Genomic DNA, 25,398 nt, shown 5'->3' with positions numbered 1-25,398 from the left:
GATTTTAGTTAAGTATTACATTTAGTGCTCCAGCTGCTTTCGGCCATCCAACGTAAAAGGCTAGATGTGTGATTAAAGCGATCATTTCTTGCTGAGTCATTCCATTTTTTTTGGCTAATTGAAGGTGAAACGGTAGTTGTTCGGTATTACCAATACTAATTAAAGCAGAAAGTGTAATGAGACTTCTTTCTTTTGATGTTAAAGTAGAGTCTCTCCATACTTTTTCGAATAATACGTTTTCACTATAATCAACAAAGTCGGGAGCAGTATCTCTCATTTTCTGTGAAACATTGAGTTCGATACGGTCATTCATGATTCTTTTGCCTCCTTCATAGTAACCATTTGAGCTATCCCTTGACCAAATGACCAGTTTTCAGCAGATGTCTCGTTTAGTGTAATAAAAATATCGGTTGTAGAGATGTTTAAATGGTTATAAAAAGCTTCTGAGATGGATTGATACAAATTTCTTTTTTGCTGTATTGTTCTTCCTGGTCCACATGTAATAGAAACATGTATCATTTTGTCTGTTCTTTTCTTCTTCTCTTCTAAGAGATAATATGGATCGTAAAAAAATTGATGAGATGGATAGGGTAAAAACATGTGAAAGTAATCATCTTTTGGGATTTGAAAATGTTCCATTAGTGCAAGGTGAATACCATTACTTACTTTTTTTAACTTTTCTTTATTCGATTGATTTTCTGGATAATAAACAGTAACAAACGGCATTTCTTCTTCACTCCCTTTCATATGGATTTATTGTACTCCTGCAATTTTAATTTTGATAATTGAAAAATTATCATATAATTATCAATAATACCGATAGAGATTAGGTGCGAAAATGGAAATAAAAGAGTTGAAAACATTCAAAATGATTATTCAGGAAGGAACTTTCTCACTTGCAGCCAAAAAGTTAAACTATGCGCAGTCAACTGTAACAACACATATAAAAAAACTAGAGAAGGAACTTGGATTTCTGTTATTTGAAAGAGGATGGGATGCAAGGTTAACAGACGAAGGTACTTTATTTGCAGAGGAAGTAGATCATTTGTTAATGCATTGGGACTATTCAGTATCTCAAGCGCAGCGTATAAGCAATGAGGAGAAGGGAACAGTAAGAGTCGGTCTATTAGACTCAATTGCAGAAAAATTGATTCCTCCACTATTAAAATATTTAAATGCGGAGAAACCATATATACATTGTGATTTTGTTGTAGGAAATACAGCGCTTTTATCACAAATGGTAGACCAAAATAAGATTGATTTTGCTGTTTGTGGAAACAACAAAAATATTTCCGATGTAAAATTCACTCCACTTTACAATGAACAAATCGAATTTATTGTCAATAATCCTCATCATCCATTATTACAAAAAGAGTCAGTAGAAGTATCTGATATCATTGATTATCCTATTTTAATTGGAGAGAATAGTTGCTATTATTATCAATCTGTGAATGCTTTCTTATTAGAAAACAATGTATCCTTTAAAAAAGTCTATAATTGTAGTGCACTACACCTTATTCCACAAATGATTTTTGGAGAGATGATAGGTATTATTCCTAAGGGAACTAATTTAAAAGAGGAAAATATATCGTTTAAGGTTAAAGGGTTTGATCCTGAAATGCCGATAGGATTATGCATTTCTTCTAAAAAAAGAGATTATTTGAGTCATACCAAACAACAGTTGATGAAGCAAATTGAATTGTTGTTTTAAATCATTATTGTATCTAGAAATCTTGAAAAGCCCCTTTCGAAATCAGAAGGGGCTTTGTTTTACACTTATAACTCTCTTAAAAAGCGGCGGAATTTCTTTAACCCTTGTGATTGCTGTTTTCTCCGCTTAATCACGAAATCAATTTTGACTGTTTCAGGCAGTTCTTCATACTGAATTGCTTCTGGCTTTGTCCGGCTATATGCAACATTAGCAGGTACAATCGTAATCCCAAGTCCACTATGAGCAGCTTGCATAATAGATTCAAGCGAATCAAATTCCAGTATCGTCGTCTGATCAAAACTATTCCTATGACAATAATCTAATAACGTCTTTCTATAGATACAATTTGAATCACTGTTTACAAGTAAAGTTTGATTTTCGAGAAGAGTATATTTTGATGAAATAAGAATCATATTTTCAAAATAACTGTACACAGTCTCGAATTGCGATTCATTATATATACCGTTTAAAAAAATCCCATCAAGTTCCCCGTATAAAAGCATTTCTTGTAATTTTACGTTATTATTTGTTTTTATCTTCAAATCAATATTTTGATATGTTGCCAAAAAGGAAGAGAATAGCTGAGGCACTTTCACCGCAGAAATCGTTTGAGATGCTCCTATTGTAAGAGAGTCTCTCCATTTTTCAGGGTTTATTTTGGATTTTGCTTCACTCATTAGGAACATAATTTGATTTGTGTAATCTAGTAACATTTCTCCTTCTTTCGTTAATGTGACGCCTCTATTATTACGTTTGAATAGTTTAACGCCTAATTTATCCTCTAAAGTTTTTATGCGCTGGCTTATATTCGGTTGTACATATCCTAACTTTTCAGCTGCTCTAGATATAGATTGCAGCTCTGCAACATGTTTAAAAATCCATAAGTCATGGCTTTCCAAGAATCGATCCCTCCACATAGATATCATTTAAAATGATACCTACTTCATTATTCAGTATTATACTCCTCAAATGAACGAAGATAAAATGAAATGGAATCAGATATGGTGAGGAGATTATAAAATGAACATAAAAGATAAAGTAGTCATAATAACAGGTGGCGGTACTGGGATTGGAAAGGCTTCTGCTTTGAAGTTAGCGAGTTTAGGCGCTAAAGTTGTGGTGAATTATAGTCGTTCCGAAAAGGGAGCGTTAGAAACTGTTCATGAAATTCAAGAGCGAGGAGGTACGGCAATTGCCATTAAGGCTAATGTAGCAAAAAAAGAAGAAGTGGAGACGATGGTTTCTCAAACTGTTAACCTCTTTGGAACAGTTGATTGTTTAGTAAACAATGCGAGTATAACAGTTCAAATACCGATGGATGACTTAGAGTCCGTAAAGGATCAAGTGTGGGATGACCTTTTTAGTGTAAACGTGAAAGGGATGTTTCATTGTATAAAAGCTGTTGTTCCTTATATGAAAAAGCAAAAATGGGGTGCTATCGTGAATATGGGGAGCGTTGCCGGGATAACGGGACTTGGATCATCTGTACCGTATGCCGCAACAAAATCAGCGATTCATACGATGACAAAATCGCTCGCTATTGCATTAGCACCTGCTATTCGAGTAAATAGCATTTCTCCTGGTGCAGTCGATACGAGGTGGTGGGCAGGCAATGAGGAGACGATGTACCAGCTTGCAGGGAACTTACCACTTCAAAGAATTTCAACACCAGATGATATTGCAGAAGCGATTTTGTTTCAATTGACGCAGGAATCTATTACAGGACAGATATTTACAATTGATAATGGACAGACGCTTTAGTATTACGTGGCATTATGCAGTAAGATTATCAGCTTATTAGAAATTTGTATTCATTTTATATAATTAGAGGAGGATACTATGTCTGATATGAGGATATAGTATCCTCTTTTTTGCAAGCACCACATCGCTATCAAGCTAATGTTGATTTGAAATAAAGTCGCGATGTTTTGAAAAAAGTTGTGAAGCTTTACCCTTTTGGATACTTTTGTCTGAAGGTGGGTTTTTATGTAATTAAAGCACTGCTTTTTCTTTTAGCTATGAAAGCATGATTCATGCAGTGATTGTTGATATGTATTGTTTAGTCTTTTAATAATTTAACAATTAAGATTTTTTAAAAAACAAGGTAAATAATATTGTTATATACGAAAAAAATCATTATAATACTACTTATTGATAAGATAGTTATTTTTATGGAGTGAAATGTGATAAAAGAGGCCATCCATCAAAATAATTATCTGAATTTTTTTTATTATAAAAAACCTTTTGATATATCCCGGAATAGCGTAGAAGGATAAAATCAAAAGCACAACCCTAGGATAGAAATTGACTTTCATAAAAGTCATCTATTATTCAACGGAATCTATGTGGAATAGATTTAAGTTTATCCCGCATTAACGGGCAGTAAGACCCCCACCTCAAGATTCAGAGAGAAACGAGGAAGGTAGGTGGGGGATCAACTGCCCGTAAAAGCCCGATTAGTTCAACTAATAATCAGTGGGGATGAAGAAAACCCCCACTGATTAAAGTTTCACTTTATTGTAGGGTTGTGAGAAATGAATCGCTCTATAGCAGCAATGTTGCAATTTTATCTTCAATTGATGGGGGAGTATTTATGAACAGTATACTGAAAAAGTGGAATCAAGTGAGTCTAGTAAAACAAATCATTGCAGGGTTGCTTATTGGTATTATTCTATCTGTGACAATCCCAGAAGTAGCAAAACCTATTGTAATTTTAGGTACTTTATTTGTAGGTGCTTTGAAAGCAATTGCGCCTGTGTTGGTACTTTTCTTAGTTATGTCGGCCATCGCACAACACAAGAGTGGTCAACAAACGAATATGAAGTCCATTATCTTCCTATACCTTTTGGGAACATTTTTAGCTGGATTAATCGCCGTTGTTGTAAGTTTTATTTTCCCTGTAACCTTAACACTTGCAAAGGGTGCTGAAGGTGTGACTGCTCCCGGCGGTATTGTAGAGGTTCTCAAATCTTTACTGCTGAACATTGTTGATAACCCAGTTAAAGCAATTTATAATGCGAACTATATCGGTATTTTAGCTTGGGCGACACTCCTTGGTTTGGCTTTACGAAATGCCTCTGATACGACAAAAACGATGATTTCAAATTTTTCAGATGCTGTATCCAAAATGGTTACATGGATTATTAAGCTTGCGCCATTAGGAATCATGGGTCTAGTAGTGGATTCTATTACTACAAATGGAATTGAATCATTACTAAGCTATGGGAAATTGCTTGCTGTTTTGATTGGTTGTATGTTCTTTGTAGCGCTGATTGTCAATCCAATCATTGTGTTCGCATTTATACGTCAAAACCCTTACCCGCTTGTTTTTAAGTGCTTAAAGGAAAGTGGTATTACAGCATTCTTTACACGTAGTTCAGCTGCGAATATTCCTGTAAATATGAGATTATGTGAAAATCTAGGTTTGAATAAGGATAGTTATTCAGTATCCATCCCATTAGGCGCAACGATCAATATGGGTGGTGCCGCTGTTACGATTTCTGTTTTGACACTTGCAGCAGTTCATACACTAGGTATTCAAGTAGACTTTCCTACAGCAATCATCCTCAGCGTACTGTCAGCTGTATGTGCTTGTGGTGCTTCAGGGGTTGCTGGTGGATCTTTATTACTGATTCCTCTAGCATGCAGCTTATTTGGAATCTCACCTGATATTGCTATGCAGGTAGTTGGGGTAGGGTTTATTATAGGTGTTTTACAAGACTCTTTTGAAACGGCACTTAACTCATCCACAGACGTACTTTTCACAGCAACAGCTGAATTTAAAGAGTGGCGTAAAGAAGGGAAAAAAATAAATATTCGCAAAGTATCATAAAGAAGAAATTTAGTTCTGGTACAAATGTGATTTTTTAGAAGCATAGAACATCAATAGCATGTTTAGCGATCGGTAATATGCATTACAAGTAAATATATAATTCAACATAAAAGGCAGTGAGCAACGAGCTCCTGTCTTTTATGTTGAAAGTTCGAGTCGTAGTTAAAGAAATCTTTACTCACAGTTACAAAAGGATGAGATTAATTTTTTGTAAAATTTGTCGAATTATAGTTCTTTATAAAGAACAATTTGTTATGATAGTACATGCCGAGAGAATATACAATTAGGGGAGGAAGATGAATTTGAAGAAAGTAGTGAGTATCCTTTTATCGTTGATACTACTGATTTCATTTACTGGTACGGTAACAAAAGCAGAAGAGAAAAGTGTATTATCAGTAAATGATGCGATTCAACTGTTTAAGCAGCAAGGAAAAAGTAAAGGGGTAGTAGAAGGGTATATTGTTGGGTATACAGAAAGCCCTTCTAAGTACACGAAAGATTCAGCGAAGTTTGGGGATACGAATGTTGCCATTGCAGATTCTCCAAATGAGACAGATCCTGAGAAGATTATGCCTGTTCAGTTGCCAAAAGGTGACGTGAGAACAGCAGTAAATGTAAAGGATCATCCTGAAAATGTTGGGAAGAAAGTTCAATTAACAGGGACACTTGAGTTATATTTTAGTAGCCCAGGCTTAAAATCCGTAACAGCATATAAGTTTCAAGGGGAAACAGAAAACCGTGTGAGCGATGTGACTGCATCACCAAATGGTGGAGAAATTGAAAAAGGAACGGCGGTTACATTAGCGACAAATACAGAGGGAGCAACGATTTATTATACATTAGATGGATCAGTTCCAACAGATAAAGGTATTCGTTATAATGAACCAATTGTGTTAAATGAAAACAGCGTTATAAAAGCAATTGCAGTGAAAGAGGGACTTATACCTTCATCAGTTTCTACTTTTTCTTTTACAGTTGTAAAAAGTGAGCAAGTTCGTATTCATGATATTCAAGGGAAATCCCATGTTTCTCCTTATAATGGGAAGACAGTACGAAATGTAGAAGGTGTGGTAACAGCGTTAGATAAGTACGGTTTTTATATGGAAGATCTGCAGCCTGATAACGACCCAGCAACTTCAGAAGGTATTTATGTTTATAAGAAAGATGCAAATGTAGCTGCCGGAGATCTTGTTCAAGTTGATGGAGAAGTGGAAGAGTTCATTGGACCTGGATATGCAGAGAAATTTGAAACAGATTTAGCGATTACGGAAATTAAAGCAAGCCGCGCCCTAGTAAAAGCAAAAAATCAACAATTGCCCCCTGCCATTGTACTAGGTGAAAATGGCGTCAAGATACCAGATCAAATCATTGATAATGATGCATTTGGTGTATTTGATCCAAGTGAAGATGCGATTGATTTTTATGAAAGTGTAGAAGGTATGCGCGTGACAATGCAGACTCCAAAAATTATCGCACCGCAAAAAAATGGAAATCTATATGTAACAGTTGCAAATGGTAGTGACAAAGTCGTAACGAAATATGGAACTCCTCTATTAGATGAGAACCAATTCAATCCAGAGCGTCTTTCTTTAAAAGTATCACGTGATTACGTAGCGAAAGTAGGCGATCAGTTTACAGGAGATATAACAGGTGTAGTTGGATATGATTATGGTGCGTATCGCATTTCGCCAGTAACAGAATTACCATCTATAACAGATGGCGGATTTAAACAAGTAGGGGCAAATATTCAGCCACGCCTTGGAAAGTTAACAGTAGCAACATACAATATCGAAAACTTTTCAGCGAATAAAAAGGAAACGTCTGATGAAAAAGTAAAAGCCCTTGCGTACTCTATTAAATATAATTTAAAAATGCCAGATATTATTGGCGTGCAAGAAATGCAAGATAATAACGGAGCAGTTAATGATGGCACAACAGATGCTTCTTTAAGTGCAAAGCGTATTATTGATGCAGTGCAAGAAATTCGCGGGCCAAAGTATGAATATGTAGAAGTTGCGCCGCAAAACAATCAAGACGGAGGAGCGCCAGGAGCGAATATTCGCGTTGGTTTCTTCTATAATCCGTCACGTGTGAAATTAGCAGATAAGCCCAAGTTATTAGAGACGAATCCAACGCGCATCGGACAAGAAAATCCACTATTTGAAAGTACGCGTAAGCCGTTAGCTGCTGAATTTACATTCCAAGGACAAAATATTGTCGTTGTTTCTAATCACTTAAATTCAAAAATCGGTGATGCGACGCCATTTGGGAAAATTCAACCGCTCGTATTAAAGAGTGAGGAAAAACGAATTCAGTTAGCACAAGAAGTGAACAGTTTTGTAAAAGGAATTCAAAAACGAGATGCAAATGCACCAGTTGTTGTAGTTGGTGATATGAACGACTTTGAATTCTCAAAACCACTGCAAGCATTAAAAGGTGATGTAATGAAAGATATGTTAGAAATGGTTGCAAAAGAAAATCGTTACACATATATTCATGACGGAAACGCACAAGTATTAGATCATATTTTAGTGACAAATAACATTGCACCGCACACAGTTGTAGATCCTGTACATTTAAATTCAAATATTATGAAGGAACATGGCCGCGTAAGTGACCATGATCCAGTACTGGCTCAGATTGATTTGAAAAAAGCTTCTTAACTATATGAATATGGATTGAAAGACCAACATAATTTTAGGTGGGAAAGAGGATCCGCTCATGTACAGAGGCGGTCAGCGCCTTTTTAAGCCCCATGCCATGTAAAAACAGAAGGAGACAATGAGTAAAAGTCTCTTTCTGTTTTCCATAGCCACAATTTATATGTTAGAAAATCAAACTGGATTTATATATAAATATCCCCCAGCATAAAGGCTGAGGGATATTTTATATTACATACCAATTGATTTTTGAATAGATTTTTTACATCTCATTCTTTTTTGAAGACGACGCATATATTTTTTTTGATCTTTATGTACACCTTTTATATACATAAATAAACTAATTCCTAAAAATAGAATGCATTGTATGATTAAAATATAAGGCGATATCCCCTGAAGCGGTTGCTTTGGATCGTATAAATGAATAGGTGCTCCGCCAATTGTAGGGAATACGATATTTAAAATTACATATGGAAGAGAGGCAACAGCAAAAGGGAATAGAATTGCCATGTAATCTTTTCTAGACCATATGGATGCAGAGAGTCCTAATACTGCCATAAGGCCAGCGAATAAAAAATTAATCCCGATATACAGGGAAATATAAGTGATGGGAGAAGAAAAATACAATGAGGCAAACATGCCATTATCTTTTATGATACCTAAGGTAGGTGTAGGACTGCCATCTGGGATTGTCAGCTTACAAAACAACAATGAAAATACGAATGGAAGAATATAAAGAAATCCTCCGATTAGGAAGGTAACGATATATTTCGTGCATACATAGGGAAAAAAGGGAATTTCTTTACTTACAAATGATTTAAATTTATCAGTTTTATCAGAGTTATAGCTTGTGCTAAAAGGGAGTGCTGCTAGTACAGGCATTAACAGTAAATACACATCCATTTCATTATCGCGAAAGCCAATCCATTTATAAGCTGTTGTGAAAAGCTCGTCAGGAGTATCTCCTAAATATTGCATAATATAATAATAATGATAAATGGAAACAAGAGTGAACCAACTAAACAGAAGAGTGAGAGAAATCTTATTGAAAAAGGCCTGTTTTATATGTAAACGAAGTGCACGCATCATGATTGAAAAAGCCTCCACTATTTTTTTATCTATATTCTATATTACTATTAATTGTAAAGATTTTCTTGTTTTTTCATTTGATAATTTCAAAAAGGGAAAATTTGTATGGTTAAAGAGACTATCTGATAAAGAAATGAGTACTATATTCCTTTTTTTGTCTGTTTATTTTCTACTTTCCATTTATCGCGTTTTTTAATCTCTAAAACAACATTCATTCCAGTAGGTTCTTTGTAAAGGATATAACCACGGTCTGATTTTACATATATTGCAGGTTCTCCTATACATTGCTTAGCACAAGCGTTGTTTTGTAATTGGATTAATGATAATTCACTCGGATCAGTTTTGCTCCAATGAATGAGTGCATCTATATTCACTTTACGAAATCCTTGTAAGTCCACACGAAAGCTCTTTTCTATATTGATAGTATCGCTAGTGTAGGTGGCTTCTACTATATTCTTTTTTTCTAATAAATAGCCGTTTCCATAGAGAAACTTTAAATACCCAACCCATGCAATGAGAAGAAACATAAGAAAGAAACTAGCAATTTTTACTTGATGCAGGCGTTTACTTACTATCGTTTCAGACCGTTTCACACAGTTTAATCCTCCTCGTGTTTTTATTTTACGGTATGCTTGTTTGCATGTATTTAGAAGTAAGTTTAGGAAGGGGTGAGAAATGGAGCTAGTTTTTACGAAATCCTTATTTTTAGCATTAATGGTATAATAGATTGCACATGTATCGATTGGAATTTTTCAAATTGGAAATAAATAAAAAGAGAACTTGTAAACAAGGGAAAACCGTGATAATATCAAAAATGTACTAATTGACTATATTATCCAAATGGTCATTTCGGAGGTGGAGATGTGGCAATAGATCGAAAGCGTTCTATTATTGAAGCTGCAACAAAATCCTTTTCAGCATTTGGCTATAAAGCAACAACAATGGATCAAGTTGCAAAATTAGCGAATGTTGGGAAGGGAACAATTTATACTTTTTTCAAAAATAAAGAAGAATTGTTTGGAGAAATTATTTCTAACTTAATTACAGAAATGAAACAAGTAGCAAAAGATGCAATTCGTTCAGATGTTTCATTTTTTGAAAATGTACATAAAGCATTATATAGTATTTTAGAATTCAGAAAAGAACATCAATTGATGATTAAACTCATTCAAGAAGAAAGAGATATGGGCACAAAAGAGGTACAAGAAGGCATGCAGCAAGTAGAGGCTGAAATTGTATCCGTTATTCAATCTTACTTAGAAGTTGCGATTGAAAAGGGCGAGATTAGTGAATGTGATCCGGAAATTACGGCATTTATTATGCTTCGCTTATACGTATCGCTTATTTTTGATTGGGAAAAAAATCATAAACCACTAGATAAAGAACGAATCGCAGAACTTTTTGAACTTTATTTATTAAAAGGATTGTCAAATTAAGATAATCCTTTTATTATAGTTAAATATGACTAAATGAACAAATCGGTCATAAATATTTAAAGGAGGGATTTGAGCAAGAGCAGATTACGTATGCAAAGATGCGAGAAGATAAATATGTTTTCATTGACCAAATGGATTAAATAGTCATTTATAATAAAAAGGTGCATAGTATAGAGAATAAGATAGTGCGAGTTAGGGATAGGTAATATGGATCACATCATATAACCTTTTTATTTACTTAAAAATGACTGATTGAACATTTAGGTCATAATTGGAGAGGGGAGCAAAATAATGAGAGGATTTACACTGCTTGGCAAGGAATTTACGGAAATTATAAAAAGCAAAAAAATCTTAATACCGATTATTGCTGTTTTATTTGTTCCACTTTTATACGCTGGTATGTTTTTATGGGCGTTTTGGGATCCGTATGAGCAGTTGGATGATTTACCAGTTGCGGTAGTGAATCTTGATGAAAGTGTAGTGTACAATGGAAAACCGATTGAAGCCGGTAAAAAACTTGTTGATAATTTGAAAGAAAAAGAGGGCTTCAAATGGGAGTTTGTCAGCGAGAAAACAGCTAAAAAAGGAATGGACGATCGGAAATACTATATGACGATCCGCATTCCAAATGACTTCTCGAAAAATACAACAACACTGTTGGATGCAAACCCTAAAAAATCAAAACTAGAGTACATTCCAAATGAAAGCTTAAACTTCTTATCTTCACAAATCGGTGGATCAGCCATTGAAAAAATTAAAAGCGAAGTATCAGCTTCCGTAACAAAGACTTATGCGGAGACAATGTTTGATTCATTAAAAGATGTTTCTAAAGGCTTTGCTGATGGAAGTGAGGGCGCTGGTAAGATTCATGATGGAACGGGTGAGTTAAAGGATGGGTCTGGAAAAGTAACAGATGGATTAAATACTTTAAATAGTAAGACTGGTGAAATGCAAACTGGGGTTAGAAAATTATTAGATGGTTCCCAGAAAATTGCAGGAGGATTAGGTCAATTTGTAGATCCAAAAGGAGATTTCCAAGGCGGTTTAGGACAATTATCAGGCGGTTCTAAACAGTTAGCAGATGGGCTTGTTCAATTTGAAGAAGGACAAGGAAAGTTAGCTGGTGGAGCAAAAGAAATTCAAAAAGGTATTAATGATTTACATGGTGGTTTAGAAAAATCATCAGCTGGCGTTCAAGAAATGCAAAAGAAATTGCCAGAGTTAACAAAAGGAACTGAGGGTCTTAGCGCAGGTGCTTCTGAGTTAGCGCTGGGTGCAACACAGTGGCAGCAAAAAGCAAATGAGTTAAGTGGTGGTGCTGAGAAAACAGCAAAGGGCGCTCAAGGCGTTGCGGACGGTTTAGTTGCTTTAAATGAACAAATTAAAAATCTACCTGATGGTGAAGCGAAACAAAAATTACAAGCAACTGTTCAACAATTAGAAGCAGGTAGCAAAGATGTGGTAGCAGGTACAAAACAAGTTTCACAAGGTGTGAAAGGACTTGCTGGAAAAACAGATGAAATTCAAGGCGGTGCTACAAAACTTGCCGGTGGCGCAAATGCTATTCATGCTGGTCAGGTAGCGCTTCAAAACGGTGTTGATCAATTACAAAATGGTCAACAGCAACTTGTTGTCGGTGCCGGTAAATTAGCAGAAGGTCAACAGTCGTTTGTAACGAATTTCCAAGTATTTGGTGAGAAATTAGGAGAAGCATCAAAAGGTGCAAGTGATTTAAATAGCGGTTTAAATCAACTGTCTAGAAAAGCAACAGCAGGCCTAGGTCAATTATCTACAGGAGCAAACCAATTGTCAGGTGGCTTAGGTGAATTATCTTCTGGTTCGAAACAAATGGCAGATGGTGTTAACCAACTAGCAGATGGCTCTGGTAAGGTGACAGAGGGTCTTGGCAAGGTAAATGACGGTTCAAAAGAACTAGCAACAAGACTTGGCGAAGGTGCTGAGAAAACAAGTGAAACAAAAGGTGACGAGAACAAATATGACATGTTCGCGAGTCCTGTGAAAGTGGAAACTGAGAAAGTGACAGAGGTTCCAAACTACGGAACAGGCTTTACGCCGTACTTCTTATCTCTTGGTTTATTCGTTGGGGCATTGTTGTTATCTATCGTGTTCCCGTTACGCCAAACAGTTGGTATACCGAAATCAGGATTTAGCTGGTTTATTAGTAAGTTTGGTGTACTACTTGCGGTTGGTGTGATTCAAGCACTTGTGGCAGACGCAGTGTTACTGCTTGGGTTAGGTGTTGAAGTACAAAGTATTCCATACTTCATATTGTTTAGTATTATTACAAGCTTATCGTTTATTGCGTTAGTTCAATTTTTAGTAACAGCTTTCAGCGATGCAGGACGTTTCATTGCGATCTTGACATTGATTTTACAATTAACAACAAGTGCGGGTACATTCCCACTTGAGTTAATTCCAAAACCATTACAAGTATTTAATGCATGGTTACCAATGACATATTCTGTATCCGGATTTAAAGCTGTTGTATCAAGTGGAGATTTCGGGTTTATGTGGCAAAATGCAGGTATATTAATGATCTTTGTTGTTCTATTGTCACTTGGAACAATTGGTTCGTTGACTTGGATGCATAAGCGACAATTTGGACATTTAGCTGAAGCAGAATATAGTCAGGGAGTTTGAGGTCAATTATAGAAATAAGAGGGGCAGTCCTTCATTTGATTTTTTTCATCAAGTGAAGGACTGTTCTGTGTTTATGTAAAAAGGTGTAAGAGTTCCATTTAACTTTCTAAATCGAATCATTCATTTTATACTTATGATAAAAGTAGAACGGCTTATACAGTTTTGAGCGGAAAGATATTGGATTCTATTTATAAAAGATTGGTTTATTAGAAAGTTGACATAGTAAGTGATTAGATATGGAGATGAAATGATGAAAAAGACGATTTTGGATATAGCGCAAATAGCGGGGGTTGCAAAGAGTACAGTTTCCCGTTATTTGAATGGGGGATCTGTCAGCGATGCGACTAAACGAAAAATTGAACGTGCGATTCAAGATACAGGATATGTTCCGAATACATTTGCCCAAAGTTTAAAGGCAAAGAAAACGAATATTATTGGTACAATTGTTCCGCGTTTGGATTCTTATGCGTCATCGCTCACATTAATCGGTATTGATGAAGAGCTAAGAGAGCTGAATTATCAAATGTTAATATCGAATTCCAATCAAGATTTGGAACGAGAAATTGAAAATATTTATACATTGGCTAATCAAAAAGTCGCAGGGATTATTTTATTGGCTACTCAAGTTACCGATCAGCATATAGAGGCGTTTCGTAAAATTGATATACCAGTGATGCTTGTTGGACAACAGCATCAAGAGGTGTATAGTTTCATTCATGATGATTATGGGGCAGCTTATGAAATAGGACAATATATTTTGGCGAAGGGTCATAAAAGAATCGGTTATTTAGGTGTCACAGAGCATGATACTGCAGTTGGTGTAAAACGAAAGCAAGGGTTCAAGCAAGCAGTAGATATAACAGCTGATTGTGAAGTGAAATATTATGAAACAAGCTTTAAAATTGAAGATGCAATTGAAAAGGCTTCTGAAATTATTGAAGAATTTCGTCCATCTGTTTTAGTGTGTGCAACAGATAATATTGCGCTCGGTGCACTAAAAGCAGCCTATATGAACGGGTTGCGAGTACCTGAAGATTTGTCTATTACGGGTTTTGGTGGATACCAAGTAACAGGAGTGATTCATCCTGCTTTAACAACTGTGAAATTTTATTATAAAGAGGTTGGACAAATTGCGGCCCGAAATATTGTGAAACTTGTGAATGAAGAAATGATAGAAAAAATTTCGGTATCAAAATATGAAATAATTGAAAGAGAAAGCGTTGACAATATATAAACGCGAGCATATAATCTAATTGAAACCGGTTCCAAAAAACCGGTTTCAATTAGATTTATTTTTGGAACCGGTTCCAAAAATAATTATAATAAAGGGGGAGCGTTATGAACTACAATAAAATTGCAAAAGAAATTTTAGATGCAATTGGTGGTAAAGAGAATGTATCGGCAGCAGCACACTGTGCAACCCGTTTACGTTTAGTTCTACATGATGAAGAGAAAGTGGATCAAAAGAAACTTGATAGTATGGATGAGGTGAAGGGGACTTTTTCTACGGGTGGACAGTTTCAAGTTATTATCGGTTCAGGAACTGTGAACGAAGTGTATAAAGAATTTGCGAGATTGACAGAGATTTCTGGCATGTCTACAACAGAAGTGAAAGCCGCTGGAACGAAAAAGTTGAATCCACTTCAACGATTTGTGAAAATGCTTTCTGACATTTTTGTTCCTATTATTCCAGCTATCGTAGCAGGTGGTCTATTAATGGGGATTAATAACCTATTAACAGCAAAAGACTTATTTATTGCAGGAAAATCATTAGTAGAAGCAAATCCTCAAATTACAGATTTAGCAGCTCTTATTAATACATTCGCAAATGCAGCATTCGTATTCTTACCAATTTTAATAGGTTTCTCGGCAACACAACGGTTTGGCGGGAATCCTTATCTCGGGGCAGCTCTTGGTATGTTAATGGTCCATCCAGATTTATTGAACGGCTATGGATATGGAGCAGCTTTATTGGCTGACAAAGTACCCGTTTGGCATATACTAGGTTTTAGTATTGAGAAAGTAGGGTATCAAGGCACTGTATTACCAGTTCTCGTGGCATCATTTATTTTAGCAAAAATAGAAACATATTTAAGAAGAGTTATTCCAACGGCACTTGATAACCTTCTTACGCCTTTATTAACGATTTTTGTTACAGGTTTACTAACATTTACGGTAGTAGGACCCATTACACGTTCTGCAGGTAATTTGTTAACAGATGGAATTGTTTGGTTATATGATACAGCTGGATTTATTGGTGGCGGTATTTTTGGATTACTGTATGCACCAATTGTTATTACAGGTATGCATCATAGTTTTATTGCAGTGGAAACACAATTACTCGCTGATGTTGCAAAAACAGGTGGTTCATTCATATTTGTGATTGCGGCAATGTCTAACGTTGCTCAAGGCGCAGCAACTCTTGCAGTTTCTTTAGTTACACGAAATAAAAAAGTGAAAGGAGTTGCCTCAGCAGCAGGGATTTCTGCCCTCTTAGGTATTACAGAACCAGCGATGTTTGGTGTTAATTTAAAATTAAGATATCCGTTTATAGGAGCGATTATTGGTGCAGGAATTGCATCTGTCTTTGTAACCTTTTATAAGGTAAAAGCTATTGCATTAGGAGCTGCTGGGTTGCCTGGTATTATTTCAATTAGACCAGATAGTATTATCCCGTATGTAATTGGAATGGTGATTTCTTTTATAGTGGCTTTTGGTGTAACACTTCTTTTAGCAAAACGAGCAAAGAAGCAGGGAATTGATTCTTCTCAAAAAGATGTAGCCTAATTATAGTAATGAACAGGGGAGAATGGTAGAATTCTCCTCTATTCATTAAGGGAGTTTGATGGAAATGATATGGACAAAAGAACAACGTTATCGTCGAATTGAAGAAGTAAGCGACGAAGAAAGACATAGTTTAAAAGAAAGAGTAAACGATTGTTTGTGGAGACAAACGTTTCATATACAGCCTGAGACAGGTCTACTGAATGATCCAAATGGGTTTTCTTATTATAATGGTGAATATCATCTATTTTATCAGTGGTTTCCGCTCGGACCTGTGCACGGTTTAAAGTATTGGTATCATACGAAATCAACAGATCTTGTTCATTGGGAAAATGTTGGTATAGGGATTAAACCGACAAATGATTATGATAGCCATGGCGCTTATTCGGGAAGTGCAATTGAGCATGAAGGGAAGTTGTATTTACTTTATACAGGTAACACTCGTGATGAAAACTGGGTAAGAAGACCATATCAATGTATTGCCATTATGGATGAATCAGGGGAAATTTCAAAGTTAGAACATCCTGTTATTGATAAAGTGCCAGATGGATATACAGATCATTTTCGGGATCCGAAGGTCTTTAAAAAAGATGAGATGTTTTATACAGTTATTGGAGCACAGCGGAAAAATGGGACAGGGTGTGTTGTAGTGTATTCTTCTCCTGACTTGTTCCATTGGCAGTGCGAAGGGGAAATACAAACTGATTTAAAGGATTTCGGTTATATGTGGGAATGCCCAGACTATTTTGAAGTAGAGGATAGAGGCATTCTATTATTTTCTCCACAAGGTTTAAACGCTAAAGGAGATCATTATGAAAATATTTTTCAAGCTGGTTATATTCTTGGAGACAAATTAGATATAAAACAAATGTTTATGTCGCACGGCTCCTTTCATGAATTAGACAGAGGATTTGATTTTTATGCCCCGCAAACAACAGTTGACTCAGAGGGTAGACGTATTGTAGTTGGATGGATGGGGCTACCAGAAATAAATTATCCAACTGATAAAAATGGTTGGGCGCATTGTTTGACATTACCAAGGGAATTACTTGTTCGTGGAGATAAACTTATTCAGCGTCCAATTAAAGAATTGCAAGTACTTCGTAAACGGGAGTATAAAATAAAGGATAGCATATGTAGCGAACAGAAAATGTACGAAGGATTTACAGGGATAGCATATGAAATGATTTGTGAATTTGAAAATGAGAATGCAACTGAATATGGAATTGTATTGAGAGCGAGTGAAAATGAAGGAACAATCATCAAATATGATGCTGTTCAGAAAAAAGTAATATTAGACCGTACACATTCAGGAAAACCTGTAGGAGAAGAGTATGGAACGACAAGAAAGCACTCGATAGAAGCACAAACAATTAAATTTCATGTATTTGTAGATGTATCTTCTGTTGAAATCTTTATAAATGATGGGGAAGAAGTATTTACTAGCCGGATTTTCCCGAGAGCTGATAGTAATGAAATTCGTTTCTTTGCTAATAAAGGAAGTGTAATGTACCAAGCGACAAGATGGGATTATGAATAAAAGAAGAGGTGGAGTGTATGAAGCGGTTATATGCGATTGGGGAAGTTTTAATTGATTTCATTCCCGTTCAAAAGGGAATGTTTTTAAAAGATGTGGGAGAGTTTCAAAGGGTTCCAGGGGGAGCGCCTGCAAATGTAGCAGCTGCTGTTGCAAAATACGGAGGAAATGCATCTATAATTACCCAATTGGGCTTTGATGCATTCGGCGACTTTCTTTTAGAACAATTGCAGCAAGTAGGTGTAAATACAGAAAAGGTTACGAGAACGAGCGAAGCGAATACAGGTCTTGCTTTCGTCTCATTACGTGAAGATGGTGAACGTGATTTTTCATTTTATCGTAATCCTTCTGCAGACCTACTGTTTAGTGAAAATGAAATAGAGGAAGAATGGTTTGAAGAAGGTGATATTCTTCATTTTTGTTCTGTTGATTTAGTAGAAAGTCCGATGAAATATGCACATGTGAAAGCGATCCGCTCTGCTAAAACAAAAGGAGCGATTATTAGTTTTGATCCCAATGTGCGGCTACCGCTTTGGAAACATGCAGAAGATTGTAGAAAGACGATTTTAGAATTTATCCCAAGTGCACATATCGTAAAAATTTCAGATGAAGAATTAACATTTATTACAGGTATTTGTAATACGAAAGAAGCGATTGCATCTTTATTTATAGGGGATGTAAAAGCTGTAATTTATACAAAAGGATCCCAAGGTGCGGAATTATATATGAAGAATAAACAGTATGAGTTGGCTGGATATCATGTAGTAGTACAGGATACAACAGGTGCAGGGGATGCATTTATTGGTGGCTGTTTATATAAATTATTAGAGAAAGAAGTAAAACAGCACAATGTAGAAGAGGTACTTCATATGCATTGGCAGGAGATACTAGCATTCGCCAATGCTAGTGGAGCCCTTACTACGACAGGAAAAGGAGCGATGTCTTCTATTCCAACGAAAGAAGAGATTAATCAGTTGATTCAAGCTTCACTTTATAAAGTATAAAAAAGAGTCGTATGTACCATTACGGCTCTTTTTGGCATGAAAGATAAGAAAGAGAAAGTGACTTAATTGTATTCTGTAGTATTACAGTTTCCAATCGTATACTTTATAATTTACTCAATAAAGCATGTTTTCCAAAAGGGGAGGGGGAGATCAATGAACGACAGCCAAATAAAATTCAGAGATACAATCATTAGAAACTTTTTTGATGCAAACGGTAAGTTAAAAGCAATGCCTAGTCAAAAGAAGAAAAAATTAGTGATATTTGAGTACCTCATAAGTAAATTGAATCCTGAACAACAATATACAGAAAAAGAAGTAAATACATTTATAAAGCAGTATCATGAAGATTTTGTACGATTAGAAGAGAATTCATCATTCATGGATTTATGGATCGGAATGAAAGTGTATATCGTGTGAATCAACAGAAAGATTGGAGGAAGTGGGAGGATCTATAAGTGAAGATTTAGGTAGGCTTTACGAAAAACACACTAATCCTAGTATGTTTCTTTGATTTTCCAAGTTTCACATAATATACATAAAATAACCATTTACACTATGTTAATATTAGAATGTAATCGCATTCAGTTGAAACGTAATGGAGATGAGAAAAGATGACGACATGGTTTGTTGTTATGTTAGTTATTTTCGGTGCCTTTAAAATAATAGTAGCGAGTATTCCAACTTCTGTTGTGGAATCGTTGATTAGTAGATTTGAATTGCATCCAAAATTAAATGCCGGGGATGTTACGGTAACAATCGATGGAAAGCGCTTAGAAGATGAAGAGAAAATTCAAGTGATCGATCAGTTTAACGAAGCAATATTTTTAGAAAAGTATTATTTTCCCCCACAAAATAGCGGAACGCCAGTAGTTATTCATATGAAGAAGGGCAAAAACGATGTGAGTTATTCTATGTACAGTTATGACGATCACATTGATGTAGTGAAACAATATAAGAAGAAAGTAGTCGCGTATAGTTTGCGTTCTAAAGATCTTCAGGACCGTTTTATGTTAGTAACGGGAGATGCAATGTAGGTTACCAAATATATGATTTGGTAACCTTTTCTTTCTATAAAAAAGACGTTTGAAAAAGGAGTAGCCATGGTACAACTTTCTCATATAAATAAAATTCATATCATCGGAGCTGTTGGAAGTGGAAAAACGACTTTAGCTAGACAAATATGTGACATGAAACATATACCTCATATTGAGTTAGATAATGTTGTGTGGAGGAGAGTGGAAACAGGTGATATAAGGCGATTAGAAGCTGAAAGGGATGCCTATTTACAAAGCCTTATTATGAAAGAATACTGGGTGACTGAAGGTGCACATTACCAGCAATGGATCGCTCCTGCATTAGAAAAAGCAGATGTTATTATTTTTATAGATCCGCCTTATTCTACTCGGCTATATAGGGTAATAAAAAGATGGATTTTTCAATGTCTTAAAATAGAAAAAGCAAATTATAAGCCGTCTTTTTCCATGCTTGTCAAAATGATAAAATGGACAAATTTACATGAAGCACAGGGGCGAAAAGTTATTGAAGAAGCACTTACACAATATGAAAAGAAAGTAATGATTGTAAAAAGTGCGAAACAGATTTCTATTGAATGAAACGAACTTATTTTCTCTATAAAGTTAGGTAACGAAAAAGGCTTCAATTTCATTTGAAGCCTTTTTCGTTATTGAAAGTATCTAGTTATTTAATCGTAATATGTTGCTTTAGCCTTTCCATTTGACGAAGGTGATGGGAAAAATGCATATAAACCAATTGAAACCACTCGACAGCATTTAAATAACCGAACCCTGGGTGCTCCGTCTTATGGTTGCTTGGAATGGAGGAAATCCTTGGTTCTATTTCTTTCATTTTCTCAACGAGTTGTAACAATGCTTGTTGAATTGGCTCTTTATTTGTTGGGTTTTCTGGTGTGTATCCAGGGCGATTAGGCACTTTTATTTGTATGGGAGGGAAAGAACCTAGTGCATATATTTTCTCACCTGTTTCTGTTTTCTTTCCATCTATTGTTGCAGAATGAGTTGAACACTTTTCAATGGCATGTAATTGCATGTTTGAAGCTATAAGTAAATGATTATACATTTGTCCGAGAGACCATTCGTCTTCAGAAGGCTTTTCTCTAAATTGTTCAAGGGAGTATGTTTCTAACTCGTTTGTGTAATATGTTGCTAGGTCCTCGAATTTTTCTAAAATAACATTTGTATTCATCGTGATAACTCCTTTTCTTGTATAAGATTTTGTTCTTAAGAGATACTATAAATGAATGATGTTGACACCATTATGTCAGCAGTGAAAGAAAAAATTACATTTGCATCATTTTCTTTGCTTCTTCACGAATTTTCTTCGAAAGAACAGTCGGTTCTAACACTTTTACTTGGCTTCCCCAGCTCAATATCCAAGAGAATACTTCATCTAGAGTTCTTGATTTCAAAAAAACGTGAAACCCATCATCTTTTTGTTCATAGAAATCTATATAAAAATAGCGGGATTCGATAATTTTATGCGAAATCATAGACGGAAATAGTAAATGGATGGTATGAGTCCGATTATTTTCAGGTTGATAGTTTGGTAAATAGAAGTCTTCAGGTTTCGTAAAGAATTCCTGCTCTTTTTGTAAGTCACTCATACGATCTAAACGAAAATGACGTATTTGCTGCCGAAGTAGACAATAGGAAACAATGTACCAAATTCCTGAAATATTGACTAAACCATACGGATTCACGGTACGTTTTGTTTTGTCAGTTTCATTCGGTTTACGATAAGAAAAAGAAACACATTGCTCTGTTTGAATGGCTTCCTGCAAGAGAAGTAGCTGTTTTTCTAGTTGCTCCGGAGCTTGTTTTTGATGAGGGAAAGTACCGGAAAGAAAACGGAATGTTCCTCTTAATTCCTCTACTCTTTGTTGTTGTTCAGGAAGGAATATGGATTCTAATTTTTCTTTAGCGGTTTCTGCATGTATAGAAAACGTAGAATCAAAATTTTTCTCAACATAATCACTTCCTAACAGGAGGGTTACAGCTTCTTCTGGTGTGAATTGAATAGGTGGTAAGAAATAGCCATCCATTAAAGAATAACCTTGTCCAGGCATTGAAAATATTGGGACGCCTGATTCACTAAGTGCTTGCATATCTCGATATATTGTTCTTTTACAAGTTTCAAATTTTTTAGCTAAGCTCTTGGCTGTGACAAGTTGTTTTCTCTGTAATTCTATGAGAATAGCAAGTAAACGATCTGTTCGATTCATTGTGTATCATCCTTATTTGCGTAATAATCTTGATAATGGAATGTTCGGAACTTGTAATGGGTTTTCCTGCAAATACAGACTTTTTCCTATGAATAATATTAATATAGTAAAATCATGAGAACCTATATTGCAGTTTCCAATAATATACTATATAATCTACTTAAGAAAACGTTTTCACACAAAGGGGGAGAATTTCGTGTCAACGATCGAGGACGTGGCGAAATTAGCGGGGTTATCAAGAACAACGGTTTCTCGGGTGATTAACAACCATCCGTACGTATCAGACGAGAAGAAAAAGAGGGTTCAATTGGCGATGAAGCATTTAGGCTTCGTTCCTAATTCTGCAGCAAGAAGACTTCGTAAACAAAAAACAGAAACAATTGCGGTGCTTGTTCCAAGGATTACAAATCCTTTTTTCAGTAGATTTATTGAAGCAATTGAGATTGCTGCTTCTGAACATAAATATAAACTGATTATTTGTCAAACAAGATACTTACCGGAAAAAGAAATGGAATACTTACAACTGTTATCAACAAAACAAGTTGATGGTATTATTTTATGTTCACTGGAGAATCCATGGGAGAATGTGGAGCCATACCTACAACACGGTCCAATCGTGTTATGTAATGAATATATTGAAGAGGCAAATATTCCAACGGTTAAATTTGATCATGCGCAAGGGGCTTATATCGCTGCGAAGCATGTATTAGAACAAGGGTATCGTAACCTTATTTTTTGCCGCGGGAATGAAACGAAAGTAGTGAGCCAACAGCGAAAAATGGGCTTTTTACGTGCAATCACTGAGAAGAGCAAACAAGTAGAAACAATCGACTTTCTTGAAAACGCTTTCTCTTGGGAAGATGGTAAGAGAATGTTCCATGAAGTACTAAAGGACAAAAAAAATCCTACCGCTATCTTGGCAGGAGGCGATGAAGTCGCAGCTGGAATTATCGCAGAAGCGAAACGCCATGGCTGGAGTATTCCTGATGATTTAGCTGTAGTTGGCTTCGATAATCAAATTTTATCACAGATTACAGAGCCGGGTATTACAACAATTGAACAGCCAATTGATGAAATGGCCCATAAAGTTGTTGATTTAATGATGGATAAAATCCATACGAAAAATTATCGTAAAAAAGAATTGTATGAGTTTGAATTAGAGCTTTTGGTTAAAGGTTCAACGATGAAGAATACGATGTTACTAGCCTAGTAGACGATGTCTGCTAGGTTTTTCTTATGTTTAGAAACTACTATTCTTCGTGAACGCAATCGTCACATTTATTATGATATGCTTCGTGTTGCTCATCAATTTCCTTCCCGCAGTGCGCACACGTTTTTGTTGGCAAATTTCTGAAAAATTCCATCGGTTGATCGATCATGTAAATCCCTCCATTTCCATTTCTTAGTATTATTGTATTAGTACAAATGACGAATGTCAACAACTGTTTTATAACAAAGTGAAAAATAATGAAAAAGTTTAGGAAATGGATTATAGTTAAAACTGTAGAGTGTAAGTAAAAACCTTTCTCATTAGAGGAGGGAGACTGCATTTCTACTCGTTTTAGAAAGGATGGATACATATGAAAATGACTGTTGTTGGCTTTTGGGGTGGCTTTCCAGAAGTGGGAGAAGCAACGTCGGGATATTTGTTTGAACACGATGGTTTTCGTTTACTTGTTGACTGTGGCAGTGGTGTACTAGCACAGCTTCAAAAATATATAACACCGTCTGATATAGATGCAGTTCTGTTATCACATTATCATCACGACCATGTTGCAGATATTGGAGTGTTGCAATATGCAAGATTAATTACAAGCATGACAAAAGGACAATTACCACAATTGCCGATCTATGGGCATGGCTTTGATGTGCAAGGGTTCGCTTCTTTAACACATGAACCATATACGAAAGGGATTGTATACAATCCAGAAGAAACACTTCAAATTGGACCGTTTTCTATTTCATTTTTAAAAACAGTTCATCCAGTTATATGTTATGCGATGCGTATTACGGTGGGAGATCAGGTGATCGTATATAGTGCTGATTCCAGCTACATTCCAGAATTTATTCCCTTTACAAAAGATGCGGATTTATTTATTTGTGAGTGCAATATGTATGCACATCAGGAAGCTGCAAAAGCAGGGCATATGAATAGTACAGAAGTAGCGGACATTGCAAAGCATGCAAATGTAAAGGAACTTTTGTTAACGCACTTGCCGCACACAGGAAATACATCTGATTTAGTAGAAGAAGCAAAACAAATTTTCAGTGGCCCTATTATGCTTGCGCATAGTGGTTACGTTTGGAATTCATGAGGTGATTACATGTTATTTATTGATAATAAAGGGATTACAGATCCTACGATTAACTTAGCAATTGAAGAATATTGCGTGAAAAATTTAGATATTAATGAAACGTACCTACTGTTCTACATTAATGAACCCTCTATTATTATTGGGAAAAACCAAAACACAGTGGAGGAAATTAATGCTGATTATGTAAAAGAAAAAGGGATTCATGTTGTACGCCGCTTATCAGGCGGAGGCGCAGTATATCATGATTTAGGAAACTTAAACTTCAGTTTTATTACGAAAGATGATGGCGATAGTTTCCATAACTTTAAAAAGTTCACAGAGCCTGTTACAAAAGCGCTTGGAAAATTGGGCGTAAATGCAGAACTTAGCGGTCGCAATGACATTTTAGCTGAAGGTAGAAAAATTTCAGGTAACGCACAGTTCTCAACGAAAGGTCGTATGTTCAGTCACGGTACATTATTATTTGATTCTGAAATCGATCATGTTGTATCTGCACTGAAAGTGAAAATGGACAAGATTCAATCAAAAGGAATTAAGTCTATTCGTAGCCGCGTAGCAAATATTACGGAATTTCTAAATGAAAAAATGACAACAGAAGAGTTTAGACAACTTCTTCTTGAGACGATTTTTGAAGGAGAAACAGAAATTCCAACATACGAGTTAACAGAAGAAGATTGGAAAGAAATCTACAAAATTTCGGAAGAACGCTACCGTAACTGGGATTGGAACTACGGTAAATCTCCGAAGTTCAACTTACAACATTCACATCGTTTCCCAGTTGGACAAGTTGATGTTCGATTAGAGGTAACAAAAGGGACAGTAACAGAATGTAAAATATACGGTGATTTCTTCGGCGTTCTAGATGTACATGATATTGAAGAGCGTTTAACGGGTGTTCAGTTTGATAAAGAAGCTTTTGCTGAAGCGTTAGAAGACGTAGATGTAAAACGCTACTTTGGTAATATAACGAAAGAAGATTTCTTAGCATTGTTCTTTTAAGGATGAACTACTTCTCAAATTTTTGAGGAGTAGTTTTTTTGTCGTGATTTGCCGAATGGTCGATATCCTGTGTCGAATCGCTGATATATTTTAATTTGCGCCGATATATGT

The 25,398-nt window shown here is 35.7% G+C and carries 23 protein-coding genes and 1 pseudogene; 16 read left to right on the top strand and 8 right to left on the bottom strand.

The annotated features are described in order from the left end of the window. Positions 1 to 4: 4 nt before the first annotated feature. Both HRG09_RS14775 and HRG09_RS14770 read right to left on the bottom strand, forming a co-directional pair. Complete coding sequence (locus HRG09_RS14775) at positions 5 to 313, bottom strand: carboxymuconolactone decarboxylase family protein (RefSeq protein WP_174101511.1); 309 nt, start codon at positions 311 to 313, stop codon at positions 5 to 7. Then, entirely contained in the window at positions 310 to 726 is a 417-nt protein-coding gene (locus HRG09_RS14770; RefSeq protein ID WP_174101603.1) for a tautomerase family protein, read from the bottom strand. The genes HRG09_RS14775 and HRG09_RS14770 overlap by 4 nt, the downstream gene beginning before the upstream one ends. Positions 727 to 838: 112 nt before the next feature. On the opposite strand from HRG09_RS14770, the gene HRG09_RS14765 reads away from it, so the two are divergent. Further along, positions 839 to 1,711: a LysR family transcriptional regulator gene (locus tag HRG09_RS14765; protein WP_174101510.1), complete on the top strand. Its 873-nt coding sequence runs from the start codon at positions 839 to 841 to the stop codon at positions 1,709 to 1,711. A gap of 65 nt (positions 1,712 to 1,776) precedes the next feature. On the opposite strand, the gene HRG09_RS14760 is transcribed toward HRG09_RS14765, so the two are convergent. After that, positions 1,777 to 2,610 (bottom strand): LysR family transcriptional regulator, encoded by an 834-nt coding sequence (locus HRG09_RS14760; RefSeq protein WP_174101509.1) that lies wholly within the window; start codon positions 2,608 to 2,610, stop codon positions 1,777 to 1,779. Positions 2,611 to 2,731: 121 nt separating this feature from the next. On the opposite strand from HRG09_RS14760, the gene HRG09_RS14755 reads away from it, so the two are divergent. The 3 genes from HRG09_RS14755 to HRG09_RS14745 all read left to right on the top strand — a co-directional run bounded on the left by HRG09_RS14755 (position 2,732) and on the right by HRG09_RS14745 (position 8,206). Continuing rightward, positions 2,732 to 3,472 (top strand): SDR family NAD(P)-dependent oxidoreductase, encoded by a 741-nt coding sequence (locus HRG09_RS14755; protein ID WP_174101508.1) that lies wholly within the window; start codon positions 2,732 to 2,734, stop codon positions 3,470 to 3,472. An 832-nt stretch (positions 3,473 to 4,304) separates the two neighbouring features. Then, the gene (sstT, locus tag HRG09_RS14750; RefSeq protein WP_174101507.1) at positions 4,305 to 5,543 is read left to right on the top strand and encodes a serine/threonine transporter SstT; all 1,239 of its coding nucleotides are present in this window, start codon (positions 4,305 to 4,307) and stop codon (positions 5,541 to 5,543) included. A 296-nt stretch (positions 5,544 to 5,839) separates the two neighbouring features. Further along, on the top strand, positions 5,840 to 8,206 hold the full coding sequence (locus HRG09_RS14745) for a DUF6359 domain-containing protein (protein WP_174101506.1): 2,367 nt from the start codon (positions 5,840 to 5,842) through the stop codon (positions 8,204 to 8,206). A gap of 228 nt (positions 8,207 to 8,434) precedes the next feature. Here HRG09_RS14745 and HRG09_RS14740 read toward each other — a convergent pair whose 3' ends face one another. Together HRG09_RS14740 and HRG09_RS14735 are read right to left on the bottom strand one after the other, a co-directional pair. After that, positions 8,435 to 9,292 carry a hypothetical protein gene (locus HRG09_RS14740; protein WP_174101505.1) on the bottom strand — a complete coding sequence of 286 codons (858 nt, stop codon included), beginning with the start codon at positions 9,290 to 9,292 and terminating at the stop codon, positions 8,435 to 8,437. A gap of 140 nt (positions 9,293 to 9,432) precedes the next feature. Beyond that, the gene (locus HRG09_RS14735) at positions 9,433 to 9,885 is read right to left on the bottom strand and encodes a hypothetical protein (protein WP_174101504.1); all 453 of its coding nucleotides are present in this window, start codon (positions 9,883 to 9,885) and stop codon (positions 9,433 to 9,435) included. Positions 9,886 to 10,155: 270 nt separating this feature from the next. On the opposite strand from HRG09_RS14735, the gene HRG09_RS14730 reads away from it, so the two are divergent. The 9 genes and pseudogenes from HRG09_RS14730 to HRG09_RS14690 all read left to right on the top strand — a co-directional run bounded on the left by HRG09_RS14730 (position 10,156) and on the right by HRG09_RS14690 (position 20,327). Then, a complete protein-coding gene (locus tag HRG09_RS14730) occupies positions 10,156 to 10,728 on the top strand; it encodes a TetR/AcrR family transcriptional regulator (RefSeq protein ID WP_174101503.1) in 573 nt (190 codons plus the stop codon). A 291-nt stretch (positions 10,729 to 11,019) separates the two neighbouring features. Then, positions 11,020 to 13,389: a YhgE/Pip domain-containing protein gene (locus HRG09_RS14725; protein WP_174101502.1), complete on the top strand. Its 2,370-nt coding sequence runs from the start codon at positions 11,020 to 11,022 to the stop codon at positions 13,387 to 13,389. Positions 13,390 to 13,639: 250 nt separating this feature from the next. Next, positions 13,640 to 14,623 carry a LacI family DNA-binding transcriptional regulator gene (locus HRG09_RS14720; protein ID WP_217448044.1) on the top strand — a complete coding sequence of 328 codons (984 nt, stop codon included), beginning with the start codon at positions 13,640 to 13,642 and terminating at the stop codon, positions 14,621 to 14,623. Positions 14,624 to 14,727: 104 nt separating this feature from the next. Further along, positions 14,728 to 16,176 (top strand): sucrose-specific PTS transporter subunit IIBC, encoded by a 1,449-nt coding sequence (locus HRG09_RS14715; protein WP_174101500.1) that lies wholly within the window; start codon positions 14,728 to 14,730, stop codon positions 16,174 to 16,176. A gap of 64 nt (positions 16,177 to 16,240) precedes the next feature. Further along, the gene (locus HRG09_RS14710; protein ID WP_174101499.1) at positions 16,241 to 17,713 is read left to right on the top strand and encodes a glycoside hydrolase family 32 protein; all 1,473 of its coding nucleotides are present in this window, start codon (positions 16,241 to 16,243) and stop codon (positions 17,711 to 17,713) included. Between the two features lie 17 nt (positions 17,714 to 17,730). Continuing rightward, positions 17,731 to 18,714, top strand: a complete 984-nt coding sequence (locus HRG09_RS14705; RefSeq protein ID WP_174101498.1) for a carbohydrate kinase family protein — start codon at positions 17,731 to 17,733, stop codon at positions 18,712 to 18,714. Positions 18,715 to 18,867: 153 nt separating this feature from the next. Then, positions 18,868 to 19,169 (top strand): annotated as a pseudogene (locus HRG09_RS14700) (DUF2087 domain-containing protein). A gap of 156 nt (positions 19,170 to 19,325) precedes the next feature. Then, complete coding sequence (locus HRG09_RS14695; RefSeq protein ID WP_174101497.1) at positions 19,326 to 19,748, top strand: YfmQ family protein; 423 nt, start codon at positions 19,326 to 19,328, stop codon at positions 19,746 to 19,748. 66 nt (positions 19,749 to 19,814) lie between these two features. Next, entirely contained in the window at positions 19,815 to 20,327 is a 513-nt protein-coding gene (locus HRG09_RS14690) for a P-loop NTPase family protein (protein WP_174101496.1), read from the top strand. An 85-nt stretch (positions 20,328 to 20,412) separates the two neighbouring features. Here HRG09_RS14690 and HRG09_RS14685 read toward each other — a convergent pair whose 3' ends face one another. After that, positions 20,413 to 20,937 carry a DinB family protein gene (locus HRG09_RS14685; protein ID WP_174101495.1) on the bottom strand — a complete coding sequence of 175 codons (525 nt, stop codon included), beginning with the start codon at positions 20,935 to 20,937 and terminating at the stop codon, positions 20,413 to 20,415. 94 nt (positions 20,938 to 21,031) lie between these two features. After that, a complete protein-coding gene (locus HRG09_RS14680) occupies positions 21,032 to 21,973 on the bottom strand; it encodes a helix-turn-helix transcriptional regulator (RefSeq protein WP_174101494.1) in 942 nt (313 codons plus the stop codon). Positions 21,974 to 22,169: 196 nt separating this feature from the next. On the opposite strand from HRG09_RS14680, the gene HRG09_RS14675 reads away from it, so the two are divergent. Beyond that, the gene (locus tag HRG09_RS14675) at positions 22,170 to 23,183 is read left to right on the top strand and encodes a LacI family DNA-binding transcriptional regulator (protein WP_174101493.1); all 1,014 of its coding nucleotides are present in this window, start codon (positions 22,170 to 22,172) and stop codon (positions 23,181 to 23,183) included. Positions 23,184 to 23,223: 40 nt separating this feature from the next. Here the strand turns inward: HRG09_RS14675 and yhfH are convergent, their stop codons facing one another. Then, positions 23,224 to 23,352 (bottom strand): protein YhfH, encoded by a 129-nt coding sequence (gene yhfH / locus HRG09_RS14670; protein WP_000567010.1) that lies wholly within the window; start codon positions 23,350 to 23,352, stop codon positions 23,224 to 23,226. A 201-nt stretch (positions 23,353 to 23,553) separates the two neighbouring features. Between yhfH and HRG09_RS14665 the strand changes: the two genes are divergently transcribed. Together HRG09_RS14665 and lplA are read left to right on the top strand one after the other, a co-directional pair. Beyond that, a complete protein-coding gene (locus tag HRG09_RS14665) occupies positions 23,554 to 24,288 on the top strand; it encodes an MBL fold metallo-hydrolase (protein WP_174101492.1) in 735 nt (244 codons plus the stop codon). Positions 24,289 to 24,297: 9 nt separating this feature from the next. Further along, the gene (gene lplA / locus HRG09_RS14660; protein WP_174101491.1) at positions 24,298 to 25,287 is read left to right on the top strand and encodes a lipoate--protein ligase; all 990 of its coding nucleotides are present in this window, start codon (positions 24,298 to 24,300) and stop codon (positions 25,285 to 25,287) included. Positions 25,288 to 25,398: the final 111 nt, after the last annotated feature.

The organism is Bacillus sp. Xin1 (assembly GCF_013314535.1).
In the GTDB taxonomy this organism is placed as follows: Bacteria; Bacillota; Bacilli; order Bacillales; family Bacillaceae_G; genus Bacillus_A.
The sequence above is the reverse complement of the archived record's forward strand: the minus strand, read 5'-3'. Positions and strand labels throughout refer to the sequence as shown.